This is a genomic window from Lautropia mirabilis, from assembly GCF_900637555.1.
Classification (GTDB): domain Bacteria; phylum Pseudomonadota; class Gammaproteobacteria; order Burkholderiales; family Burkholderiaceae_E; genus Lautropia; species Lautropia mirabilis.
In genome coordinates, this window is record NZ_LR134378.1 from 2,967,065 (window position 1) to 2,987,446 (window position 20,382).

Annotated in this window: 19 protein-coding genes; 13 read left to right on the forward strand and 6 right to left on the reverse strand. The window is 66.8% G+C overall.

What is annotated here, in order from left to right:
* Positions 1-51 precede the first annotated feature (51 nt).
* The 9 genes from EL249_RS12190 to EL249_RS12225 all read left to right on the forward strand — a co-directional run bounded on the left by EL249_RS12190 (position 52) and on the right by EL249_RS12225 (position 9,659).
* The gene (locus tag EL249_RS12190; protein ID WP_005671934.1) at positions 52-1,044 is read left to right on the forward strand and encodes a PhoH family protein; all 993 of its coding nucleotides are present in this window, start codon (positions 52-54) and stop codon (positions 1,042-1,044) included.
* Positions 1,037-1,600, forward strand: coding sequence for an rRNA maturation RNase YbeY (gene ybeY / locus EL249_RS12195; protein WP_005671932.1), 564 nt, complete (start codon positions 1,037-1,039; stop codon positions 1,598-1,600). The genes EL249_RS12190 and ybeY overlap by 8 nt, the downstream gene beginning before the upstream one ends.
* Positions 1,601-1,607: 7 nt before the next feature.
* Positions 1,608-3,488: an apolipoprotein N-acyltransferase gene (lnt, locus tag EL249_RS12200; RefSeq protein ID WP_005671931.1), complete on the forward strand. Its 1,881-nt coding sequence runs from the start codon at positions 1,608-1,610 to the stop codon at positions 3,486-3,488.
* Between the two features lie 111 nt (positions 3,489-3,599).
* A complete protein-coding gene (gene fabG / locus EL249_RS12205) occupies positions 3,600-4,373 on the forward strand; it encodes a 3-oxoacyl-[acyl-carrier-protein] reductase (protein ID WP_005671930.1) in 774 nt (257 codons plus the stop codon).
* 128 nt (positions 4,374-4,501) lie between these two features.
* Entirely contained in the window at positions 4,502-5,953 is a 1,452-nt protein-coding gene (locus EL249_RS12210; RefSeq protein ID WP_005671929.1) for a chloride channel protein, read from the forward strand.
* Positions 5,954-6,081: 128 nt separating this feature from the next.
* Entirely contained in the window at positions 6,082-6,696 is a 615-nt protein-coding gene (locus EL249_RS12215) for an O-methyltransferase (RefSeq protein ID WP_005671928.1), read from the forward strand.
* A 157-nt stretch (positions 6,697-6,853) separates the two neighbouring features.
* The gene (locus EL249_RS12220; protein WP_005671927.1) at positions 6,854-8,332 is read left to right on the forward strand and encodes a hypothetical protein; all 1,479 of its coding nucleotides are present in this window, start codon (positions 6,854-6,856) and stop codon (positions 8,330-8,332) included.
* A 208-nt stretch (positions 8,333-8,540) separates the two neighbouring features.
* Positions 8,541-8,777, forward strand: coding sequence for a hypothetical protein (locus EL249_RS13400; RefSeq protein ID WP_005671925.1), 237 nt, complete (start codon positions 8,541-8,543; stop codon positions 8,775-8,777).
* On the forward strand, positions 8,778-9,659 hold the full coding sequence (locus EL249_RS12225) for a cytochrome-c peroxidase (protein ID WP_267878743.1): 882 nt from the start codon (positions 8,778-8,780) through the stop codon (positions 9,657-9,659).
* A gap of 26 nt (positions 9,660-9,685) precedes the next feature.
* Here the strand turns inward: EL249_RS12225 and EL249_RS12230 are convergent, their stop codons facing one another.
* The 4 genes from EL249_RS12230 to EL249_RS12245 all read right to left on the reverse strand — a co-directional run bounded on the left by EL249_RS12230 (position 9,686) and on the right by EL249_RS12245 (position 15,522).
* On the reverse strand, positions 9,686-11,473 hold the full coding sequence (locus tag EL249_RS12230; RefSeq protein WP_005671923.1) for an acetyl/propionyl/methylcrotonyl-CoA carboxylase subunit alpha: 1,788 nt from the start codon (positions 11,471-11,473) through the stop codon (positions 9,686-9,688).
* Positions 11,474-11,651: 178 nt separating this feature from the next.
* Positions 11,652-13,442, reverse strand: a complete 1,791-nt coding sequence (locus tag EL249_RS12235; protein WP_005671922.1) for a 5-oxoprolinase subunit B/C family protein — start codon at positions 13,440-13,442, stop codon at positions 11,652-11,654.
* Between the two features lie 27 nt (positions 13,443-13,469).
* Positions 13,470-14,228: a LamB/YcsF family protein gene (locus tag EL249_RS12240; protein WP_005671920.1), complete on the reverse strand. Its 759-nt coding sequence runs from the start codon at positions 14,226-14,228 to the stop codon at positions 13,470-13,472.
* Positions 14,229-14,268: 40 nt separating this feature from the next.
* Positions 14,269-15,522, reverse strand: a complete 1,254-nt coding sequence (locus EL249_RS12245) for an NRAMP family divalent metal transporter (RefSeq protein ID WP_005671919.1) — start codon at positions 15,520-15,522, stop codon at positions 14,269-14,271.
* A 139-nt stretch (positions 15,523-15,661) separates the two neighbouring features.
* Between EL249_RS12245 and dtd the strand changes: the two genes are divergently transcribed.
* From dtd to otnI, 4 genes are all read left to right on the forward strand, one after another.
* Positions 15,662-16,099 (forward strand): D-aminoacyl-tRNA deacylase, encoded by a 438-nt coding sequence (gene dtd, locus EL249_RS12250; protein ID WP_040529573.1) that lies wholly within the window; start codon positions 15,662-15,664, stop codon positions 16,097-16,099.
* 143 nt (positions 16,100-16,242) lie between these two features.
* Complete coding sequence (locus tag EL249_RS12255) at positions 16,243-16,905, forward strand: TenA family protein (protein ID WP_005671916.1); 663 nt, start codon at positions 16,243-16,245, stop codon at positions 16,903-16,905.
* A gap of 106 nt (positions 16,906-17,011) precedes the next feature.
* Positions 17,012-17,395, forward strand: a complete 384-nt coding sequence (locus EL249_RS12260) for a DUF488 domain-containing protein (RefSeq protein ID WP_005671915.1) — start codon at positions 17,012-17,014, stop codon at positions 17,393-17,395.
* Positions 17,396-17,408: 13 nt separating this feature from the next.
* The gene (gene otnI / locus EL249_RS12265; protein WP_005671913.1) at positions 17,409-18,191 is read left to right on the forward strand and encodes a 2-oxo-tetronate isomerase; all 783 of its coding nucleotides are present in this window, start codon (positions 17,409-17,411) and stop codon (positions 18,189-18,191) included.
* A gap of 16 nt (positions 18,192-18,207) precedes the next feature.
* Here otnI and xth read toward each other — a convergent pair whose 3' ends face one another.
* Complete coding sequence (gene xth / locus EL249_RS12270; protein WP_005671912.1) at positions 18,208-19,014, reverse strand: exodeoxyribonuclease III; 807 nt, start codon at positions 19,012-19,014, stop codon at positions 18,208-18,210.
* A 295-nt stretch (positions 19,015-19,309) separates the two neighbouring features.
* A complete protein-coding gene (locus tag EL249_RS13765; protein WP_005671911.1) occupies positions 19,310-20,353 on the reverse strand; it encodes a Gfo/Idh/MocA family protein in 1,044 nt (347 codons plus the stop codon).
* Positions 20,354-20,382 lie beyond the last annotated feature (29 nt).

Below are 20,382 nucleotides of genomic sequence, written 5' to 3' on the forward strand. Positions count from 1 at the left end.
TGGGGGCACACGCTACAATTCAAGGGCCCAACCCCTTCATTTGCCCGCAGCATGCCGGCCCAGGCCCACTTCTCCATCGACGAACCCGACAACCAGCGGCTGGCCAGCCTGTGCGGCGCCCTCGACGCGCACCTGCGCCTCATCGAGTCCGCCCTGGACGTGCGCATCAGCCGCCGCGGCAGCCACTTCACCCTCAGCGGCCAGGGGCAGGAGCCCGCCCGTGCCGCCAGCCTGCTCGGCCGCCTCTACCACGCCCACCGCCACCCGCTCAGCCCGGAGGACATCCAACTGGCCATCATCCAATCCCGCCACGACGATCCGGCAGACCCGCCCGTCACCGAAACGCTGCCACCGCAGTCTCCCGACAATCCCACCTTCCGCACCCGGCGCGGCGAGCTGCAGGGGCGCACCCCCAACCAGCGCAAGTACCTGAAGAACATCCTCGGGCACGACCTCACCTTCGGCATCGGCCCGGCCGGTACCGGCAAGACCTTCCTGGCAGTGGCCTGCGCCATCGATGCCCTGGACCGTGACCAGGTCGAGCGCATCATCCTCACCCGCCCGGCCGTGGAAGCCGGCGAGCGGCTGGGCTTCCTGCCCGGCGACCTCACCCAGAAGATCGACCCCTACCTGCGCCCGCTCTTCGACGCGCTCAACGAGCTGATGGGCCCCGAGCGCGTCGGCAAGCTCATCGAGCGCCAGCAGATCGAGATCGCTCCGCTGGCCTACATGCGTGGCCGCACGCTGTCCAACGCCTTCATCATCCTGGACGAGGCCCAGAACACCACGCCCGAGCAGATGAAGATGTTCCTCACCCGCATCGGCTTCGGCTCCAAGGCGGTCATCACCGGCGACATCACCCAGATCGACCTGCCCGCGCCCCGCAAGAGCGGTCTGGTGCAGGCCCAGCGCGTGCTGAAGAACGTCAAGGGCATCGCCTTCAACCGCTTCGAGTCCGGCGACGTGGTGCGTCACCCGCTGGTGGCCCGCATCGTCGAGGCCTACGAGAAGCACGTCGAGAACCGCAAGCGCACCGATGCCTGATTCCGACACGCCGCGCCGCGCCCGCCGCAACCCTGCCGTCAGCGCCGGAACCCCCAAGGCCGCAGCCACCCGAAGCGGCAGCCCTGTCGCTGACCCGCGTGCGCCCCACCGGCTTTCACTCCAGATCCAGTTCGACGACACGGTCGACCCGGCCGAGCTGCCCGCCTCCCGCCCGCAACTGCGCCGCTGGGTGCAGGCCGCCCTTGAAGCCGATGCCGAGCTGGTGCTGCGCTTCGTCGGCCGCGAGGAAAGCCGGCAGCTCAACCACCAGTACCGGGGCAAGGACAGATCCACCAACGTCCTGACCTTCGACTACGCGCACGAGCCGGTGGTGCAGGCCGACATCGTCATCTGCCTGCCGGTGCTGCAGGACGAGGCCCACACCCAGAACAAGCCGCTGCGCAACCACCTCGCCCACCTGGTCATCCACGGCGTGCTGCACGCCCATGGCATGGACCACCTCACCGACGAGGAAGCGGCCGAGATGGAGTCCCGCGAGATCGAACTGCTGCACCGGTTCCGCATCGACGACCCCTACCGTCTGCCGGACGACTGAAACGCCCATGCCTCGCTTCCTCGGCCGATTCCTGAAGAACCACCGGGCAACGCTGACCGCACTCGCTCTGGGCATCGCCCATGCCTTCACCTTCGCCCCCTGGGGCAGCGACTGGCTGGAACTGCTGGTACTGACCGGCTTTGCCGGCCTGCTGCTGTCGGCCATCGGGCAGCACGCCCAGCAGCACGGTCATGCACACCGACGCCCCCCTCCTGGCCCCTTCCGACTGGGCCTGCTGTTCGGCATCGGCTGGTTCACCGCCGGCATCGGCTGGGTCTACATCAGCATGCACCACTATGGCGGCGTGGCCGCCCCGCTGGCCGCACTGGCAACCCTGCTCTTTGCCACCTATCTGGCCCTGTATCCGGCGCTGGGCGCCTGGCTATGCAGCCGCCTGTGCCGACGGCAGCTTGATGCCACCCGGCACCTGTCCGCCTGGCGCTTCATCCTGGCCTTCGGCGGCGCCATCACGCTGGCCGAACTGGCCCGCGGCTGGGTCCTCACCGGCTTTCCCTGGCTGGGCATAGGCTATGCCCACGTCGAAGGTGCCCTGGCCGGACTGGCGCCGATAGGCGGTGTCTACCTGATCACGCTGGGCGCCGCACTCACCGCCGCCAGCCTGGCCGTGGCGGCCCACCGGCTGCTGGCTCACCTGCGCCATGTCCGTCGCAACAGCCTGGACACGCCCGAGAACCTGCGTCCGCAACGCAACCTGCGCACCTCACGCGCAGCCTCCGCACTGCCCTGCCTGCTGGCCGCCCTGGGCGTGATGGTGGTAGGCGGCGCCCTGCGCACCAAGCAATGGAGCCACCCCACCGGCAAGTCGATCTCGGTGAGCCTGCTGCAGGGCAACGTCCCGCAGCAGATGAAATTCGACCCGGGCCCTGCTGCCCTGGCTCGCCAGCAGTACCTGGAAATGATCGAGGCCAACCCCGCCGACCTGGTGCTGCTGCCTGAGACCGCCTGGACCACGCGCTGGGAGGCCACCGAGCCCGCACTGCAGCGACGCCTGCACCGTTTCCTGGCCAGCACCCACAGCACCGTGGCCCTGGGCCTGCCGCGTTTCGTCCAGGTCCACGAGAACAATCCCCGGGGTGCTCAAGCCAGCCGCTTCACGGGCGCCCCCACCGAAGCGCATGACAGCGAGGCCTCCGAGGCCGTTTCGGACACACCGCCCCCGCCGCCCGTCTGGCAGGTCAGCAACAGCGTGGAAGTCTTCACCGCCGACACCCTGCCCGATCCGCTCACGGCCGACACCCAGCACACGCCGGTCCGCTATCACTACGACAAGCGTCACCTGGTGCCCTTTGGCGAATTCATCCCCGAGGGCTTTCACTGGTTCATGACGCTCATGAACATCCCGCTCGGCGACCAGGCCCGCGGCCCCGCCCAGCAGCCCCTGCTGCCCATCAGCAGCCAGCGCATCGGCTTCAACATCTGCTATGAGGACATCTTCGGCGAAGAACTGCTCTCGCAGGTGAAAGGCACCCGCAACGGCAAGGGCACGTACACGGGCGGCGCCACCATACTGGCCAATCTCACCAACCTGGGCTGGTTCGGCAACTCCCATGCCCTGCCCCAGCACCTGCAGATCGCCCGCATGCGCGCGCTGGAAACCGCCCGGCCCATCATCCGCGCGACCAACACCGGCATGACAGCCGTCATCAGCGCCCGCGGCATCGTCCAGATCCGCTTGCGCCCGCACGAGACCGGCACGCTGAAGGCCACCCTGCAGGGACACACCGGCCTGACCCCCTACGTGCGCCTGGGCGGCAACGCCCCCGTGCTGGGCCTGTCGCTCGCCATGCTGGCCATCGGTACCCTGCCCTCCCGGCTCCGCTGGCCCGGCGCCGCTGCCCATCGGAAAAGGCGGCACCGCAGGCCCTGAGCAGGCCGGCCACGCCCTGGATCTCCTTCGGGAAATCCCCCACAGAGGCAATGCTGCGCCGCAACAAAACATGCGATCATTGCCTCCAGACATTTCAACCGGAGGAGATCCATGTCCAACCCCACGCCCCATGGCGCCCCACAGGGCCGTCTGGCCGGCAAGGTCAGCCTCATCACCGGCGCTGCCCAGGGCATCGGTGAGGCCACTGCCCTCAAGTTCGCTACTGAGGGCGCCATTGTCATCGTCTGCGACATCAACCCGACCGGCATCGAAGCCGTGGTGCAGCAGTGCCGTGCCCTGGGTGCAGAAGCCGAGGGCCATGTCATGGACGTCACCGACCGCGCGACCATCGACGCCGTCGTCGCCAAGGTCCAGGAAAGGCACGGCCGCATCGACGTGCTGGTCAACAACGCCGGCATCACGCAGGACGCCCGCCTCGTCAAGATGACCGAAGAGCAGTTCGACCGGGTCATCGACATCAACCTGCGTGGCGTCTTCCATTGCAGCCAGGCCGTTGCCCCCGGCATGATCGAGCGAAACAGCGGCGTCATCCTCAATGCCAGCTCCGTCGTCGGCCTGTACGGCAACTTCGGCCAGACCAACTATGCCGCCGCCAAGTTCGGCCTCATCGGCTTCACCAAGACCTGGAGCCGCGAACTGGGCCCGAAGGGCGTGCGCGTCAACGCCGTCGCCCCAGGCTTCATCGCCACGCCCATTCTCAATGCCATGCCCGAAAAGGTGCTGGACGGCATGAAGGCCCGCATCCCGATGGGCCGCCTGGGCAAGCCCGCCGAGATCGCCAACGTCTACGCCTTCCTGGCCAGCGACGAAGCCAGCTACATCAACGGCGAGGTCATCGAGGTCTCGGGCGGCATCTCGCTCTGACCAGCCTGCAGCGGAAGCGCCACAAGGCGCCCCCCGTCCAGGTCCCCCGTCACGGTCATGCTGCGCAGCACCTCCTGACGGGATCAGAATAGCGGGAACACTCCGACAAGGTCCTCGACCCACGCCCCATGTCGCAGGCTCATACCGCCTCCCCCCAGAACGCCACTACGGGCGAGCCCGCACCCTCGCGCACTGCCCGCATCCGCCACTTCCTGCACCAGCGCCTGCGCAAGACCCACCGCATCCCGCACAAGAGCCTGGAGTTCGCCTGCATGCTGGTCGGTGCCACGCTGGTGGCACTCACCTCGCTGGGCTTTGCGGAACTGGCCGATCTCGCCCTGGACTGGAATGCTCAGTGGACGGCCCGCCATCCGCTGGCCACCTGGATCATGCTGCCGCTGGGCCTGGCCGCCCTGGCCTGGTACACCCCGCGGCACGCCCCCTTCGTGGCCGGAAGTGGCATCCCGCAGGTCATCGCTGCCATCAGCCTGCCCTACGGCCCGCTCAAGAACCGGCTGGTCACGTTCTGGCAGACGCTCGCCAAGATTCCTCTCACACTGCTGGCCATGCTGATCGGCGCCTCGGTAGGCCGCGAAGGCCCCTCCGTGCAGGTCGGAGCAGCCGTCATGCTGGCCTGGGGCGATGTCTGCCGCCGCCACGGCATCGCCTTCCGGGGACTCACCGCCAACGAACTGATGGCCACCGGCGCCGCCGGCGGCCTGGCCGCAGCCTTCAACGCCCCACTGGCCGGCGTGGTCTTTGCCATCGAGGAACTGGGACGTGGCGTGGTGCTGCACTGGGGCCGGCGCGTCCTGCTGGGCGTGCTGGCCGCCGGCTTCATCCTCGTGGCCATCAAGGGCAACAACCCCTACTTTCCCCAATACGCCGGCGCCACCACCGTACCCGACATGACCCTGTGGGTGGGGCTCTGCGGCATCGTCTGCGGCGTGCTGGGCGGCATCTTCGCGCGGCTGCTCTTTCGCGGCGCAGCCAGCTGCGTGCCGGCCTTCCTGCGTGGCCCGGTGCGCCGCCACCCCGTCCTGCTGGCCATCGTCATGGGCCTGCTGCTGGCAGCCCTGGGCACCTGGACCCACGGCCAGACCTACGGCACCGGCTACCAGATGGTCACCCAGGCGCTGGACGGACACCCCATCGCGCCTCCCGAAACCGGCCTGGCCAAGCTGGCCGCCACCGTCTTCACGTACTGGACCGGCATCGCTGGCGGCATCTTCACCCCGGCACTCAGCACCGGCGCCGGCATCGGCAGCCACCTGGCCTCGCTCGCCGGCGGGATGGTGGACGAACGCCTGCTGGTGCTGCTGTGCATGTCCGCCTTCCTGGCCGGCGCCACCCAATCGCCCGTCACCGCCAGCGTCATCGTCATGGAAATGACCGGCAGCCAGCCCGTGCTCATCTGGTCCCTGATCGGCAGCCTGGTCGCTGCCCTGGTCTCGCGCCAGATCCACCCCCGCCCCTTCTACCACAGCGCCGCTGGCCGCTTCCGGCAGCGCATCCAGGAAGAAGGCCCCAGCCAGGAATCAGAACGCCCGAGGCCCCCGGAACCTGCTCCCAGACCTTGAGGCCCCAACCTCCGCCCCCCGATCCCGTATACTGGCCCGACACGCATCGGGCGCGGGCGCAGCACGGCTCTGCCTTCACGAGGTGACCTCCGAAGTGACCTCGGCCCAGACCATTCCAGGGAAACACCATGGACGACGCCATCATCGAGGTACTGGAGCAATACCACGCCCGCATGGAGCGCGAGAACCTCAGCTTCCCGGTCGCGGCCCCCGGCGGGCGCAACAGCGTCAACTTCCAGTCCATGCGGGCCATCGGTCCCGAGACCGGGCAGTTCCTCAACATCCTGGTCCACAGCCTCACCGCGCCACGCATCCTGGAACTAGGAACCTCCTTCGGCTACTCCGCCATCTGGCTGGCCGAAGCGGCACGCGCCACCGGTGGCCACCTCACCACCATCGAGATCGATCCCGAAAGATCCGCCCACGCCCTGGACATGAGCACCCAGGCCGGCCTCTCCCCCCTCGTCGACTTCCGGATCGGTGACGCCATCACCCTCATCGACAACACCCCCGGCCGATTCGACTTCGTCTTCGTCAACCTTCGGAAAGATCTCTATCTGCCCTGTCTGGAGGCCTTCCATTCACGGCTGGCCCCCGGCGCCGTCATCGTGGCCAACAACATCGTCCGTCCGGGTGGCCCCGAACTGGAAGCCTACGTCCAGGCAGTGCGCGCCAAACCCGGCATCAGCAGTACCCTGCTGCCCGTCGGCAGCGGCCTGGAGGTCAGCCGCTACCTGCCCTGACCCCGGCCCTGAAAACCCGCCCGTACACATCCCGGACATCCATTTCACAGCCAGGTTGTCAGATCAATCGTCACGCCCGTTCTGATAGGGAGGCATCAGTACCATAGCCGGACGCCAATCCCCGAGGTCGCCCGTCAAAAGGCCTCCTCCCGTCCGCATGATCTCGTTCGCCACCGACTTCGCGGTCGATCCTGCCCATGGCCCGGAAGACTTCCTGCGCGCCATCGCCTCCTGGCTTCTGGATGTCGAACGTACCGCCATTGCAGCCGAACAACTGCAGGCCTTGCACACCGAGACCTCATCCCGCATCAATACCGGCGGTGAACTGCTGCAGACCCTGATCGCTCGGCAGCCCGACACCACAGTGGCCGGCATCCGCTACAGCCGCCAGGAAGAGCACCTGACCTGGATCACCACCGTCGTCTTCTCCCGGCGGCTCAAGACCCGGGGAAATGATGCCGGAAATGCCGATCTCCCGGACATGGCCATCCCGGAAACGGATACCGCACCCGCAAGCGATGCATGGCTTGGCATCCGCATCGAGTGCACCTCCAGCCTGCCCCAGGCTCACCTGCCCGTCGACCGGGATCCCGCCATCGTCCCTACCCTGCTGAATGCCCTGGGCGGCGGCCTGGACGGCCCCCTGCGCGTCTCGAATCAGCCCCGACTGCTGGCCGGCCACGAACTCCCCCTGGCCGCCGACCTCATCCTGGGCGACAGCGACCATCGCCTGCCCATCGTCTACGTCAGCGCCTGTTTCCAGCCCGGCCACGCCATCGATCCCCGGCGCCTGGCATCCCGGCTGGCCGGACGGGCCCACGTGGTGGTCGAACCCGGCAACAGCTTCTCGCGCCAGCTCCAGGCGCTGGCCAAATCCACCAACGTCTACGGTGGCACGGTCGGCATCTACTGGCCCGAGGGCGGCGAGCCACGCCGCTTCTACCTGGGAACCCTCTATCAGACGGCCGCCGAGCTTGGTGACGCCATCCAGGAAGACCTCCACCGCACACTGCGGCAGCGTCGGCCACTGCCACGCTGCACCTGGGCCCACCTGCGAGAGCAGGTCTCGCAGAACACCATTGCCGCCCTGAAATCGGCCGGGTCGCTCTCCATCGACGACTGCATCCGCAGTTTTGGTGAGGAAATCGCCGCCAAGGAGCAGCTCCTGCAGGAAGCCGAGGAAGAGATCGAGCGACTGCGCCAGGAACTGCGCCAGCGCGAAATCCGTCCCGGCGATGACAACATCCTGCTGTCGCCAGGCACGGAGCGCAACTTCTACGACCAGGAGATCCTGGGCATCGTGCTGGATGCCCTGGCCGACGCCAGGAAGTACGTCCCCCCTGACAGCCGTCGCCACCACGTTCTCCAGTCCATCGTGGGCGCCAACCCTCTGCCCCACCGCACGGCCAACGCCCATCGCGACGCCCTGAAGAACCTGCTGCGCGGCACAAGCACCCTCGATGCACGCATCCGGCGCGGCCTGGAATCCATGGGCTTCCGGATCAGCAACGGCGGCAAGCACTACAAGCTGGTCTACCAGGAAGACGACCGATACACCTATACCCTGCCCAAGAGCGGCAGCGACCATCGCGGCGGCCTCAACGCCGCCAACGATATCGGCCGGCTGATGTTCTGACGTTCTAACGCTCCGATGTTCTGCCCAACGAGACGTTGTAGACGCGCTCTATCAGATTAATAGCTTTTCTCAATTGATTAATAAACAACAATTGATCTTTGCTTGATTTAACACAACCTGATCCACGCACGCCTTCCTATAGTGGGGCGGCCTGCCGGCCCCATCCGCCAGGTCTCGAGACCAACAACACTCAGGAGAAAGCCCCCCCATGAAGCCTCGCCTTCACATCAGCCTGCTGGCCGCTGCCAGCCTGCTGACTTTCGCGCTCGGCGCCCCCTGCCAGGCGGCCACCGAAGCCCCCTCGGCAGACAAGGCCACGTCCTACAGCGAAGAAGACAAGGATCTGCTCGATACCGCCCAGAGCCTCTTCCAGCCGCTGCCCGACGCAGCAGCCATGCAGAAGCTGCGCCCCTTCACCGACGCCCAGGTTCGTCTGGGCCAGTAACTGTGGTTCGAGCCCCGGCTGTCCCGTGGCAACTCCGTCAGCTGCAACTCCTGTCACAATCTGGCCACGGCGGGCGTGGACAACCTGCCCACCAGCGCTGGCCACAAGGGTCAGTTCGGCGCCCGCAACTCGCCCACGGCTCTCAACGCCGCCCTGCTGGGTCACCAGTTCTGGGATGGCCGTGCCGCTGACGTGGAAGAACAGGCAGGCGGTCCGCTCCTGAACCCCGTGGAAATGGCCAACATCGACGAGGCAGCCGTCGAGAAGAAGGTCGCCTCCATCCCCGAGTATCTGCCACTCTTCCAGAAGGCCTTCCCCGACAGCGGCAAGAACCCCGTGACGTTCAAGAACATCACGACGGCCATCGCCGCCTTCGAGCGCACGCTGCTCACCCCCTCGCCGTGGGACAAGTACCTGCAGGGTGACATCGGCGCCCTCACCGCCCAGCAGCGCAAGGGTCTGTCCGCCTTCATCGACAGCGGTTGCATCACCTGCCACAAGGGTGTCGGCCTGGGCGGAGACACCTTCCAGAAATTCGGCATGGTCAACGAACCCTACTGGAAGTACACCCAGTCGCCCAAGCAGGACGAAGGCCGCTTCGAAGTCACGAAGAAGGAAGACGACAAGTACTTCTTCCGGGGACCTGGCCTGCGCAACGTGGCCCGCACCTACCCCTACTTCCATGACGGCAGCGTCTGGGATCTGGATCAGGCCATCCGCGTGATGGCCCAGACCCAGCTTGGCCAGGAACTGGACAAGGAACAGGTGGCCGACATTGCAGCCTTCCTGCAGTCACTGTCCGGCCCGGTCCCTGAATCTGCCCGGATCATCCCCGAACTGCCCATCTCGGTGACGCAGACGCCGCATCCGGACAATCAGTAACACACAACGGGGCTCACCCGGGCACCTCAGGCAATGCGGCCCAGAACCTCTGCGGCCGCCAGCACCTGACCGGCCGACGCCCCACGATGCAGTGTGCCGGCACACGGTGCCGTCACCTGCATCTCCATCTTCATCGCTTCCATCACCGCCACCAGCTGACCCTCGGCCACGGTTTCACCTTCCTCAGCCTTCCAGGCCAGCAGCGTGCCGGCCATCGGTGCGGCAATCTCGCCCGCCTGCACGGCCGCCATCGGCACCCCTGCGCCCGACGAAGCCCCCGGCCGCCCCAGGCCCCCTCCCGCAGCGGAGCCATCCTGCGGCAGCACCTGGCCCACCGCCGCCAGCGCCCCCAGCAGCTGCTCGGGCAGCCCCAGCATCACCCGCCGGCCATCCAGCTCCACCGGCATGCGCAGCAGCGACATCGTGCCCAGCGGCGCCGGCCGTACCGACGCTTGCAGGTCATCGGCAAACTCGGTCTCGATCCAGCGGGTGTGCACGTGAAAGCCCCCGCCGCCCACCGCCACGAAGGCCGGCGCCTCCAGCACCGCCCGGTGAAAGGGCAGCACGCTGGGCACCCCTTCGATCTCGAACTCGGCCAGCGCACGCCGCGCCCGCATCAGCACCTGCTCGCGGCTGTCCCCATGCACGATGAGCTTGGCCATCATCGAATCGAACTGCCCGGCTACCACCGATCCGGTCTCCACCCCACTGTCGATCCGGACGCCCGGACCTGACGGCGGGGAGAACCGCTGGATGCGCCCCGGCATCGGCAGGAACCCTCGCCCCACATCCTCCGCATTGATGCGGAACTCCATGGCATGCCCCATCGGTTGCGGCGTCTGGCGGATGGACAGCGGCAGCCCGTCGGCCACCCGAAGCTGCTCCACCACCAGATCGATGCCGGCCGTCAGCTCCGTCACCGGATGCTCGACCTGCAACCGCGTGTTCACCTCCAGGAAGGAAATGGTGCCGTTGCGGCTCACCAGAAACTCCACCGTACCCGCGCCCACATAGCCGGCCTGTGCACAGATGTCATGCGCGGCCCGATGGATGCGCTCACGCTGCGCGTCCGTCAGGAACGGCGCAGGCGCCTCTTCCACCAGCTTCTGGTTGCGACGCTGCAGCGAACAGTCCCGCGTGCCCAGCACCACCACATGGCCATGCGTGTCGGCCATCACCTGCGCTTCCACGTGGCGCGGCTGATCCAGATACTGCTCCACGAAGCACTCGCCCCGACCGAAGGCCGTGGTCGCCTCACGCACCGCCGACGCATACAACTCGGCCACCTCATCCATCTGCCAGGCCACCTTCAGCCCCCGGCCTCCACCGCCGAACGCCGCCTTGATGGCAATGGGCAACCCATGCTCACGCGCAAACGTCAGCACCTCATCGACGCTCTCCACCGGACCGGGGGTGCCCGCCACCAGCGGTGCCCCCACCGATGCCGCAATGCGCCGCGCCGCCACCTTGTCGCCCAGCTGCGCAATGGTCTCGGGTCTGGGACCGATCCACACCAGCCCGGCATCAATCACCGCCTGCGCGAACCCGGCGTTCTCCGACAGGAAGCCATAGCCCGGATGCACCGCATCGGCCCCGCAGCGCCGCGCAATCTCCAGCAGCTTGCCCACGTTCAGGTAGGTATCGGCCGGACGCTCACCCTGCAGGGCGAAAGCCTCATCCGCCAGGCGCACATGCAGCGCATCCCGATCCGCATCGGCATACACCGCCACGCTCTGCACGCCATAATCGGCACATGCACGGATGACGCGCACCGCAATCTCACCGCGGTTGGCAATCAGGACTTTCTTGATCATCACTTTTCCCTCGTCAGGCGCCCGAGTCCATCAGACGCCTCCATTCTGTACGCCCCAGTCTCCCGGCCTTCCGTCCGGCATTCCGTCTGACCTTCTGCATGCCCCGTCACCTGCCTGTCCCTATGGCAGACCTTCCCGAGCGCCGCCTCCCGGAAATGAGGACTTCCGCTTTCTGTCCTCATGCACCGGCCCCCTCCAGCGGAATCTCCGCAAACGGTGCCATCACCTTGAAGCGCACGAAGACTCCCGGTGGCAGCTGCGCTGCCAGATCCAGATGATGCGGTGCCAAACAGCCGATCACCGGATAGCCCCCGGTCAGCGGATGATCCGCCATGAACAGCACCGGCTGCCCATTGGCCGGCACCTGCAACGCCCCCAGCGCCGTGCCTTCGGAGGGCAATTCCCTGCCCTGAAAACCGGCAGCACGCTGCAGGGGCTTCTCACCCAGCAGTCGCAGTCCCACCCGGTTGGATTGCTGCGTCACCTGCCAGCACTGCTGCTGCAGCAACTCCAGTGATTCATCATCAAACCAGTCTGTGCGCGGCCCCAGCACCAGATCCAGCACGATGGCATGACGCCGAACCGCATCCGCGTCACGGAGATCCGGCTGCACGGAATCAGGCAGATGCGGCAGCAGCGTCTCCAGCTTCGCCATGCCCGCCTCGGCCGCATCCACCGCCCCCCGAATGCGCTGGCCTACCGCCAGCCCCTGGCCCACGCGCAGCGGCTCCGGGCCCACGCCCGCCAGCGTGTCGGTGGCACTGCTGCCCAGCACGGGCACCACGTCAAAGCCGCCGCGTACCGCCAGATAGCTGCGCAGGCCCCGTTCGGGCGCGCCCACCGTCAGCACGTCACCCGGCTCCATGGCCAGCGGCACATGGCGTTCGGCAGGCAGCGGCACGCCCGACGCATCCTTCAGATCCAGCGGCCCGGTCGCCCCCGTCACCGCCACCACCGTCCGGGCCAGAGCCCGCAGCGCAAAGCCGCCATGCAGCAGCTCGATGACCGTGGCATCGGCCTCGTTGCCCAGCAACTGATTGGCCACGCGAAACGCCGTGGCATCCAGCGCCCCGGACGCCGACACGCCCTGGCGTGCCTGCCCCGGACGACCGGCATCCTGGAAAAGCGCCTGCAGGCCGGTCGCCACCACCTCGAAGACATGCGCCACGGCCTTCTCATCGCCGGCACGGCAGGCACTCTGCCCATCACCTCCGGCATCATCCGCTACCGCCGCGGAACCGGCACGCATCGAGCCCCCGCAATGGGAGTCATCTTCGGCAGCGGCCGTCAGGCAACCGCCAATCACCAGTGCACTCCGCTGCTGCACGACCTCGCGCTGCAGCGCCTCGCCTTCCTCGGTCGCCACATCCACGAACTGCACGCGCTGCCCCGGCTGCAGCAGCGCCGGCGGTGTACGCGCCAGATCCCACATCGGCACGTCGGTGGTACCAATGAGCTGCCACCCCCCGGGCGTGGCACGCGGGTACACGGCACTGAAGGTACCGGCCAGCCCGACCGAGCCCGCCGGAATGCGCGTGCGCGGGCTGGCGCGACGCGGCACGTTGAATACCGGATCGCCCCCTGACAAATAGGCAAAGCCCGGTGCAAAGCCGGTAAACGCCACCTGCCAGACAGAAGCCGCGTGGCGCCGCACCAGCTCGTCCACCGACAGCCCCAGATGATCGGCCATCTCGACCAGATCCTCGCCGTCGTAGCGGACCGGAATGCGCACCAGCGTTCCCTGCCGCGCCTGCCCCTGCCTGCCCTGCCGTGCAGCAATGCCGGCCACCAGTCTGGGCAGCGGACACACCCACGGCAGGAAATGCACCAGGATGGTTCGCGCCGCCGGGACCAGTTCGGTCACACCCTCGATCGGATCCGCCTCCAGTGCATCGAAGAGCGCCAGGGTTTCATCCAGATCGGCCAGCTCCACCAGGATGGCATCGAGATTGACGGGCAACAGACGCATGTGCACTTCCTCTTCTCGTTTTCCCGATCAGGCAAACGGTGCCAGCGTCACGCCCGCATCAGCCAGAACGCGACGCACCGCGCGTGCCATGGCCACCGCATCGGGACTGTCGCCATGCACGCAGATCGAATCCGCCTCCACCTTCGCCAGGCTGCCGTCGACGGCTTCCACCACACCCTCGCGCACCAGCCGCAGCATCCGCGCAGCCACCTGATCGGCATCGTGCAGCACCGCACCGGGCTCGCGCCGTGATACCAGCGTCCCTTCCGGCGTATAGCCCCGGTCTGCAAAGGCCTCGGCCACCACCGTCAGCCCCGCCTCACGCGCCCAGCCCGCCAGCGGCGAACCCGCCAGCACCACCAGCGCCAGTCGATCATCCGCTGCCTTCACGGCCTCGATCACATCGGTGGCCTGCCGCCGGTCATGCGCAATGGTGTTGTAGAGCGCACCGTGCGGCTTCACGTAGCGCACCTGCGTGCCTGCCACGCGCGCCAGCGCCTGCAATGCCCCGATCTGGTAGATCACCCCTGCCCGCAGATCGGCCGACGCCACGTCCATGTTGCGCCGCCCGAAACCGGAAAGATCCGGATAGGCCACGTGCGCCCCGATGCTCACGCCACGTCGTGCGGCCTCGCGCAGCGTCTGCAGGATGCCCGCCGGGTCGCCGGCATGAAAGCCGCAGGCCACATTGGCACTGGTGACGATCTCCAGCATCGCTGCATCATCACCCATCGTCCAGGCGCCAAAACTCTCGCCCAAGTCACTGTTCAGGTCGATTCTTGCCATGAGAAGTCTCCAGGGTTCGTTGCGCCGTATCCGTCAGTCGTCACGCAGCCAGCAGCCGGAAGATCGGCCCGACCGACACGCCCCCCATGTACCAAGTCAGCACACACACGGCCGTGCCCAGCACCAGCAGCCATTTCGGGTAAGGGACGCCACCCAGCAGGTCGGCGCGACGCCAGCCGATGATCATAAAGATCGTCATGCCCAGCGGCAGGATCAGACCGTTGAAGCCGCCGGCAAACACCAGCAACGCTGCCGGAGCAGTTCCCATCAGCAGGAACACGACCAGCGAGACCGCGATGAACACCACCGTGGCCCGATTGCGCGCCCGTTCGGAAATGTCGCTCTTGAAAGCCGAAAGGAACGACATCGACGTGTAGGCCGCCCCGATCACACTGGTAATGGCTGCCGCCCACAACACCAGCCCGAAGACCCGCAGCCCGAACTCGCCCGCTGCAGCCTGGAAGGCCTGCGCCGCCGGATTGGCCCCCTTGCCCGACACGTCGATGACCACGCCGCTGGACACCACGCCCAGAATGGCCAGGAACAGCAGAAAACGCATCACCCCGGTCACGGCAATGCCATTGAGCGCCCCGGCCGTGACGGCACCCAGGTTCTCGGCCCCCACCGTGCCCCGGTCCAGCAGCCGGTGTGCACCGGCATAGGTGATGTAGCCACCCACCGTGCCGCCCACGATCGTGGTGATGGCCGTCCAGTCCACCAGCTGCGGCACCACCATCTGCTGCAGCGCCTCACCCACCGGCGGGCCCGACACGAAAGCCACATAGGCCGTCATCGCAATCATCAGCAGACCCAGCCAGATGATCAGCCGATCCACAGCTGCCCCAGCCCGGCTGGACGCAAAGATGCCCACGGCCAGCGCCGCACTGATCAGCCCGCCCCACTTCGCAGGCAGCCCCAGCAGTGCCGACAGGCCCAGACCAGCGCCGGCAATGTTGCCGACGTTGAACACCAGCCCGCCGAAGATGACCAGCAGCGCCAGCACATGGCCACTGCCTGGCAGCGCCGCATTGGCCAGCGCCGACGCATTGCGCCGCGACAGCGCAATCATGCGCCAGACATTGAGCTGCACCACGAAGTCGATGAGGACCGACGCCAGAATGCCGAAGGCGAAGGCTGCACCCAGTTTCGTGGTGAAGGTTGCCGTCTGGGTGATGAACCCCGGGCCAATGGCCGACGTGGCCATCAGGAAGATGGCGGCGATGATCGACGAGCGGCGCGACTTCACGAAATCGGCCCCGGAAGAAGACGGCGCGGGTGTGGCAACCTGATTCATGATTGAAGGAGAGGAGAAGATTTCCCCGGAGTGTACCCACCCGACGGGCTACGGGTTTTCCCGGGGACTTATCATCGTCCCATTGCCCTGCGGCATCCCGACCGTCCCAGGCAGCCCTTTCACCCATCCGGAGTCCCTCATGCACCTGCTCATCCAGCGCGTCGCCCAGGCCAGCGTCCAGATCGACAGCCAGATCCATGGCAGCATCGGTCCAGGGCTGCTTGCCTTCATCTGCGCAGAACCCGCCGACACCACGGAGACCGTCTACAAGGCCGTGGCCAAGCTGCTGAAACTGCGCATCTTTGCCGACGAGGCCGGCCGGATGAACCGCAGCGTGCAGGACGTGGGTGGCGGCCTGCTCATCGTCAGCCAGTTCACACTGGCTGCCGATACCCGGCAGGGCAATCGGCCCAGCTTCATCGGCGCCGCCCCGCCTGCTCAGGGTGAAGCGCTGTATGATGCCTTCGTGACGGAAGCACGCCGCCTGCACCCCGACGTGGCCACCGGCCGCTTCGGAGCCAACATGCAGGTGGCACTCGTCAACGACGGCCCGGTCACGATCCCGATGCGGCTTTAGTAGTCCATGACGGCGCACCAGACGCTCCGGCCACGGCCCGGCCACGGTCCGGATGCGCTTTTCGCCGACGACTTGCCTACGTCGCCGTGAGCAGACAAGATCCACGACGCCCGCCCCGCATCCAACATGAAGAGGAGACCCCCATGAACGCCCCCGCCCCGTTTTCCCAGCTCCTGCGCGCCGAATGCCAGGAAGACTGGCAGGCCGCCATCCAGCACCGCTTCGTCGACGAGATCTTTGCCGGCACGCTCGCCAACGAGCACCTGCGCCACTACTTGGTACAGGACTACCAGTTCGTCGACCGCTTCGTCGCCCTGCTGGGCGCAGCCATCGCATCGGCCGACCAGTACGCAGCGCGCGTGCGCTTCTCGCAGTTCGCCGCCATGATCACCAGCGACGAGAACACGTATTTTCAGCGCTGCTTCGACCTGCTGCGCGTGCCCGCCATCGAGCGCAGCACGCCCACACTGGACGACGTCACCCTGCAGTTCCAGGAGCTGATGCACGAAGCAGCCGAAACCCGTCGCTATGCCAGTGCGCTGGCCGTGCTTTGCGTGGCCGAAGGCCTGTACCTGGAGTGGGCCGACCAGCCAGGACGTGCCCTGCCACCCGAATTCCAGCACGCCGAATGGATCACGCTGCACGCCAACGACTTCTTCCGCGATTTCGTGGCCTGGCTGCGCAGCGAGCTGGATCGTGTCGGCGCAACCATCCCCGTCGAACAGCAGGACGAGGCACGCCGCTTCTTCCATCGCGCCGTGGCCTTGGAAAGAGCCTTCTTCGACGCGGTCTATACTGAACGCTGAATCCGGGAAAGAAACCCACCACACCTGATGCCTGCCGGTTGCCACGGACTGCAGATTCACGCAGGCTCCCCCAGGCAGCATACCGCCCCGGAACAAGGAGGCCCCCATGTCCCAGCCCGCCCCCGTCATCCAGACCCGTCGTGTCTACGCCCCAGCGCTTGCCGGAGAAGGCACCCGCGTACTGGTCGACAGGCTCTGGCCCCGGGGCATGAAGAAGGAAGACGCCCCCTTCCAGCTCTGGATCAAGGACGTGGCGCCCAGCAACACGTTGCGTCAGTGGTTCGGCCATGCCCCCGAGCGCTGGCCGGAATTTCGCAAGCAGTACGAAACCGAACTTTCCGCCAACCTGTCAGCCTTGCAACCGCTCCTGGACATTGCCCGACAGGGACCGCTCACCCTGCTGTACGCCGCCCACGACGAGACCCACAACAACGCCGTGGTGCTGGCCGAGTATCTGCAGCACCTGCTTTCCCCTCGCAAGTCTGACTGACGTAAGGCCCCCCATGCCCCGATTCGCCGCCAACCTCTCCTTCCTGTACACCGACCTGCCCTTCCCGGAACGCTTTGCCGCCGCCGCCCGGGACGGCTTTCGGGCTGTGGAATACCTGTTCCCCTATGAGCATGAGGCGGAAACGCTGGCCCGCCTGCTGAAGGAAAACGGCCTGCAGCAGGCACTCTTCAATGCTCCGCCCGGCAACTGGGAAGCGGGTGAACGTGGTCTGGCGGCCCTGCCCGGCCGCGAAGCGGAATTCCTGCAAGGCATTGAGCGCGCCCTGCAATACGCCCGAACGCTGCACTGCCCGCGCATCCATGTCATGGCAGGCCTGAAACCCGTCACCGCAGACACCCTGGCGTGCTGGCAGCAGAACCTGCAGCGGGCCACCACCCTGGCCGCTCAGGCGGGCGTGCAGATTCTCATCGAACCCATCAACAGCCGGGACATGCCGGGCTACCTGCTGGATTCACTGGACACGGCCGAGGCCCTGCTGGAACACAACCCCGCACTGAAGCTGCAGCTGGACCTCTACCACTTGCAGATCATCCGGGGCGATCTCTCCGTGCTGCTGCACCGCCTCATTCCCACGGGGCGTGTCGGCCACATCCAGATTGCCGGCGTGCCCGACCGCCACGAACCTGACATCGGAGAAGTGAACTACCCTCACCTCTTCCGTCTGCTCGATGACCTGGGCTACGACGGCTGGATCGGCTGCGAATACCGCCCCGCCCGAGGCCAGGCGCCCCATGCCACCCACGATGGACTGGGGTGGATGAAGGCCTGGCTGTAACTGAGCCTGCACCGGATCAGGTGGCCGCAGCGCCCCACTCCACCACCACCGGCGTATGGTCGCTGGGCTTTTCCAGCTTGCGCGGCCCCTTGTCGATCCAGCAGCGCCCCACCATCGGCTTCAGCTCGTCCGACACCAGAATCAGGTCAATGCGCAGTCCCGCATTGCGCCGAAAACCCAGCGCCCGGTAGTCCCACCAGCTGAACAGCTTCGGCGGCTGCTCGAACAGCCGGAACGCATCATGCAGCCCCAGCGCCAGCAGCCCCTGCAGGGCCTCTCGCTCCGGACCCGACACCAGAATGCCATCGGCCCACACCGCCGGATCATGCACATCCGCATCCGCCGGCGCAATGTTGAAATCCCCGGCCAGAATCACCCCCGTATCCGGCTCCTCCCGTCGCAGCTGCGCAATCCACTCCTGCAGCGACGCAATCCAGCCCAGCTTGTAGACATACTTCTCGCTGCCCACCGCCTGCCCATTCGGGAAATACGCCCCGATCACCCGCACCGGCCCCGCCGCCGTCTGGAACCGTGCCGACACCAGCCGCCGCTGCACATCCTCATAAAGTGGATTGTTCAGCTGCACCCCATCCGGCACATACCCCGCCTCCTTCCGATACAGCAGCGCCACCCCGTTGTACGTCGGCTGCCCGGTAAAGATCACCCCATACCCCGCCGCCTCGATCTCGTCCTTCGGAAACTTGTCATCCGTCAGCTTCGTTTCCTGCAGACACAGGAAATCCACCGGATTGGCCGCCAGCCAGTCCAGCACATGCTGCAGACGCATCTTCAACGAATTGACATTCCATGTCGCCAACTGCATTCAGGCGCTCCTTAAATCCACTCAAGAAAATAGAAAAGAATCACGAAACCTGGCCCGCCCCTCGTAAGCCCCAAGGAGTCGGGCCGCAGAAGTATCCACCGACAGATCAGATGCTGGAACCCAACTTTCCAACCCGCAGGCCGCAAGGAGCCGGGGCGCGGAGGTATCTGCCGACGAATCCCACCGCTTGCGGTTGTGAGGAGGTAGATGCCGCAGTGCCCCGGCTCCGTCCATGCAAGAACGGACCCCACCTCGCAGCCCCCCCCTCCCGCAAAACAGAAGCCCGATCCAGCCATCACTCCCCCGGATACACCAACCCCCACTGCCGCCGCACCTCCGTCAGCACCGACATCACATCCCGGCTCAGCGTCAGCTGCCGCACCTCATCATCCGGCATCGGCGTCTCCACACCCGCCTCCCGCAGCGATGGCGGCACCCCGTCGCCCTCACCCTGGCGAGTGTCAAGGTAATGCTGCATGTCCGCCACCTCGTAACACAGCGCATCCTCGCGCCGGCCCACGCGGATCGTTTCCGAACGCGCCTCGTCCATCCAGTGCACCGTCGCCTCGTCGGCGCGCGGATACTCATTGATCTCGATATAGCCCTTCTCGCACACCACCACGCCCCGCTTGGGCTGCTTGGCCCGCAGGCTCAGCGCCATCACCACCAGCTGGTTCCGGTCGTTCTTCAGGATGATGCCCGACTGATCATCCACACCCGTTGGCGCCATCTCCACCGTGGTCAGCACCTGGTGCGGTGCCGAATCCAGGAACCAGCGTGCAAAGGCCGTGGCATAGACGCCGATGTCCAGCAGCGCCCCGCCAGCCAGATCCCGGCTGAAGAAGCGGCTCTGCGAATCCAGCACCCGCCAGCTGCCGAAGTTCACCTGCACCAGCCGCACCCTGCCCAGCGCCCCGGAATCCACAAGCGCCCGCAGCCGTCGGTACAGCGGCATGTGATAGATGGTCATCGCCTCGGCCACCACCACGCCCTGAGCGCGCGCCAGCAGCACCACCTCGGCCAGCTGCCGGGCGTTCAGCGTGATGGCCTTCTCGCACAGCACGTGCTTGCCGGCCTGAACGGCTGCCTTCATCCAGGCGTGGTGGGAGTCGTGCGGCGAGGCGATGTAGATCACGTCCAGGTCCGGATCCTGCAGCATGGCCTCGGGGCTGGCATGCACCCGGTCGATGCCGTAGCGCCCGGCCAGGGCCCGAGCCGTTTCCTCGCGGCGGCTGGCAATGGCCTGGATGCCCCCGTTGACGGCCTGCAGCGCCGCCGCCATGCCATTGGCCGCCGCCCCTGCGCCCAGAATGCCCCAGCGCCACGATCCCTGTGTCATGTCCGATGTCCTCCTGCAGGAAGGCCACG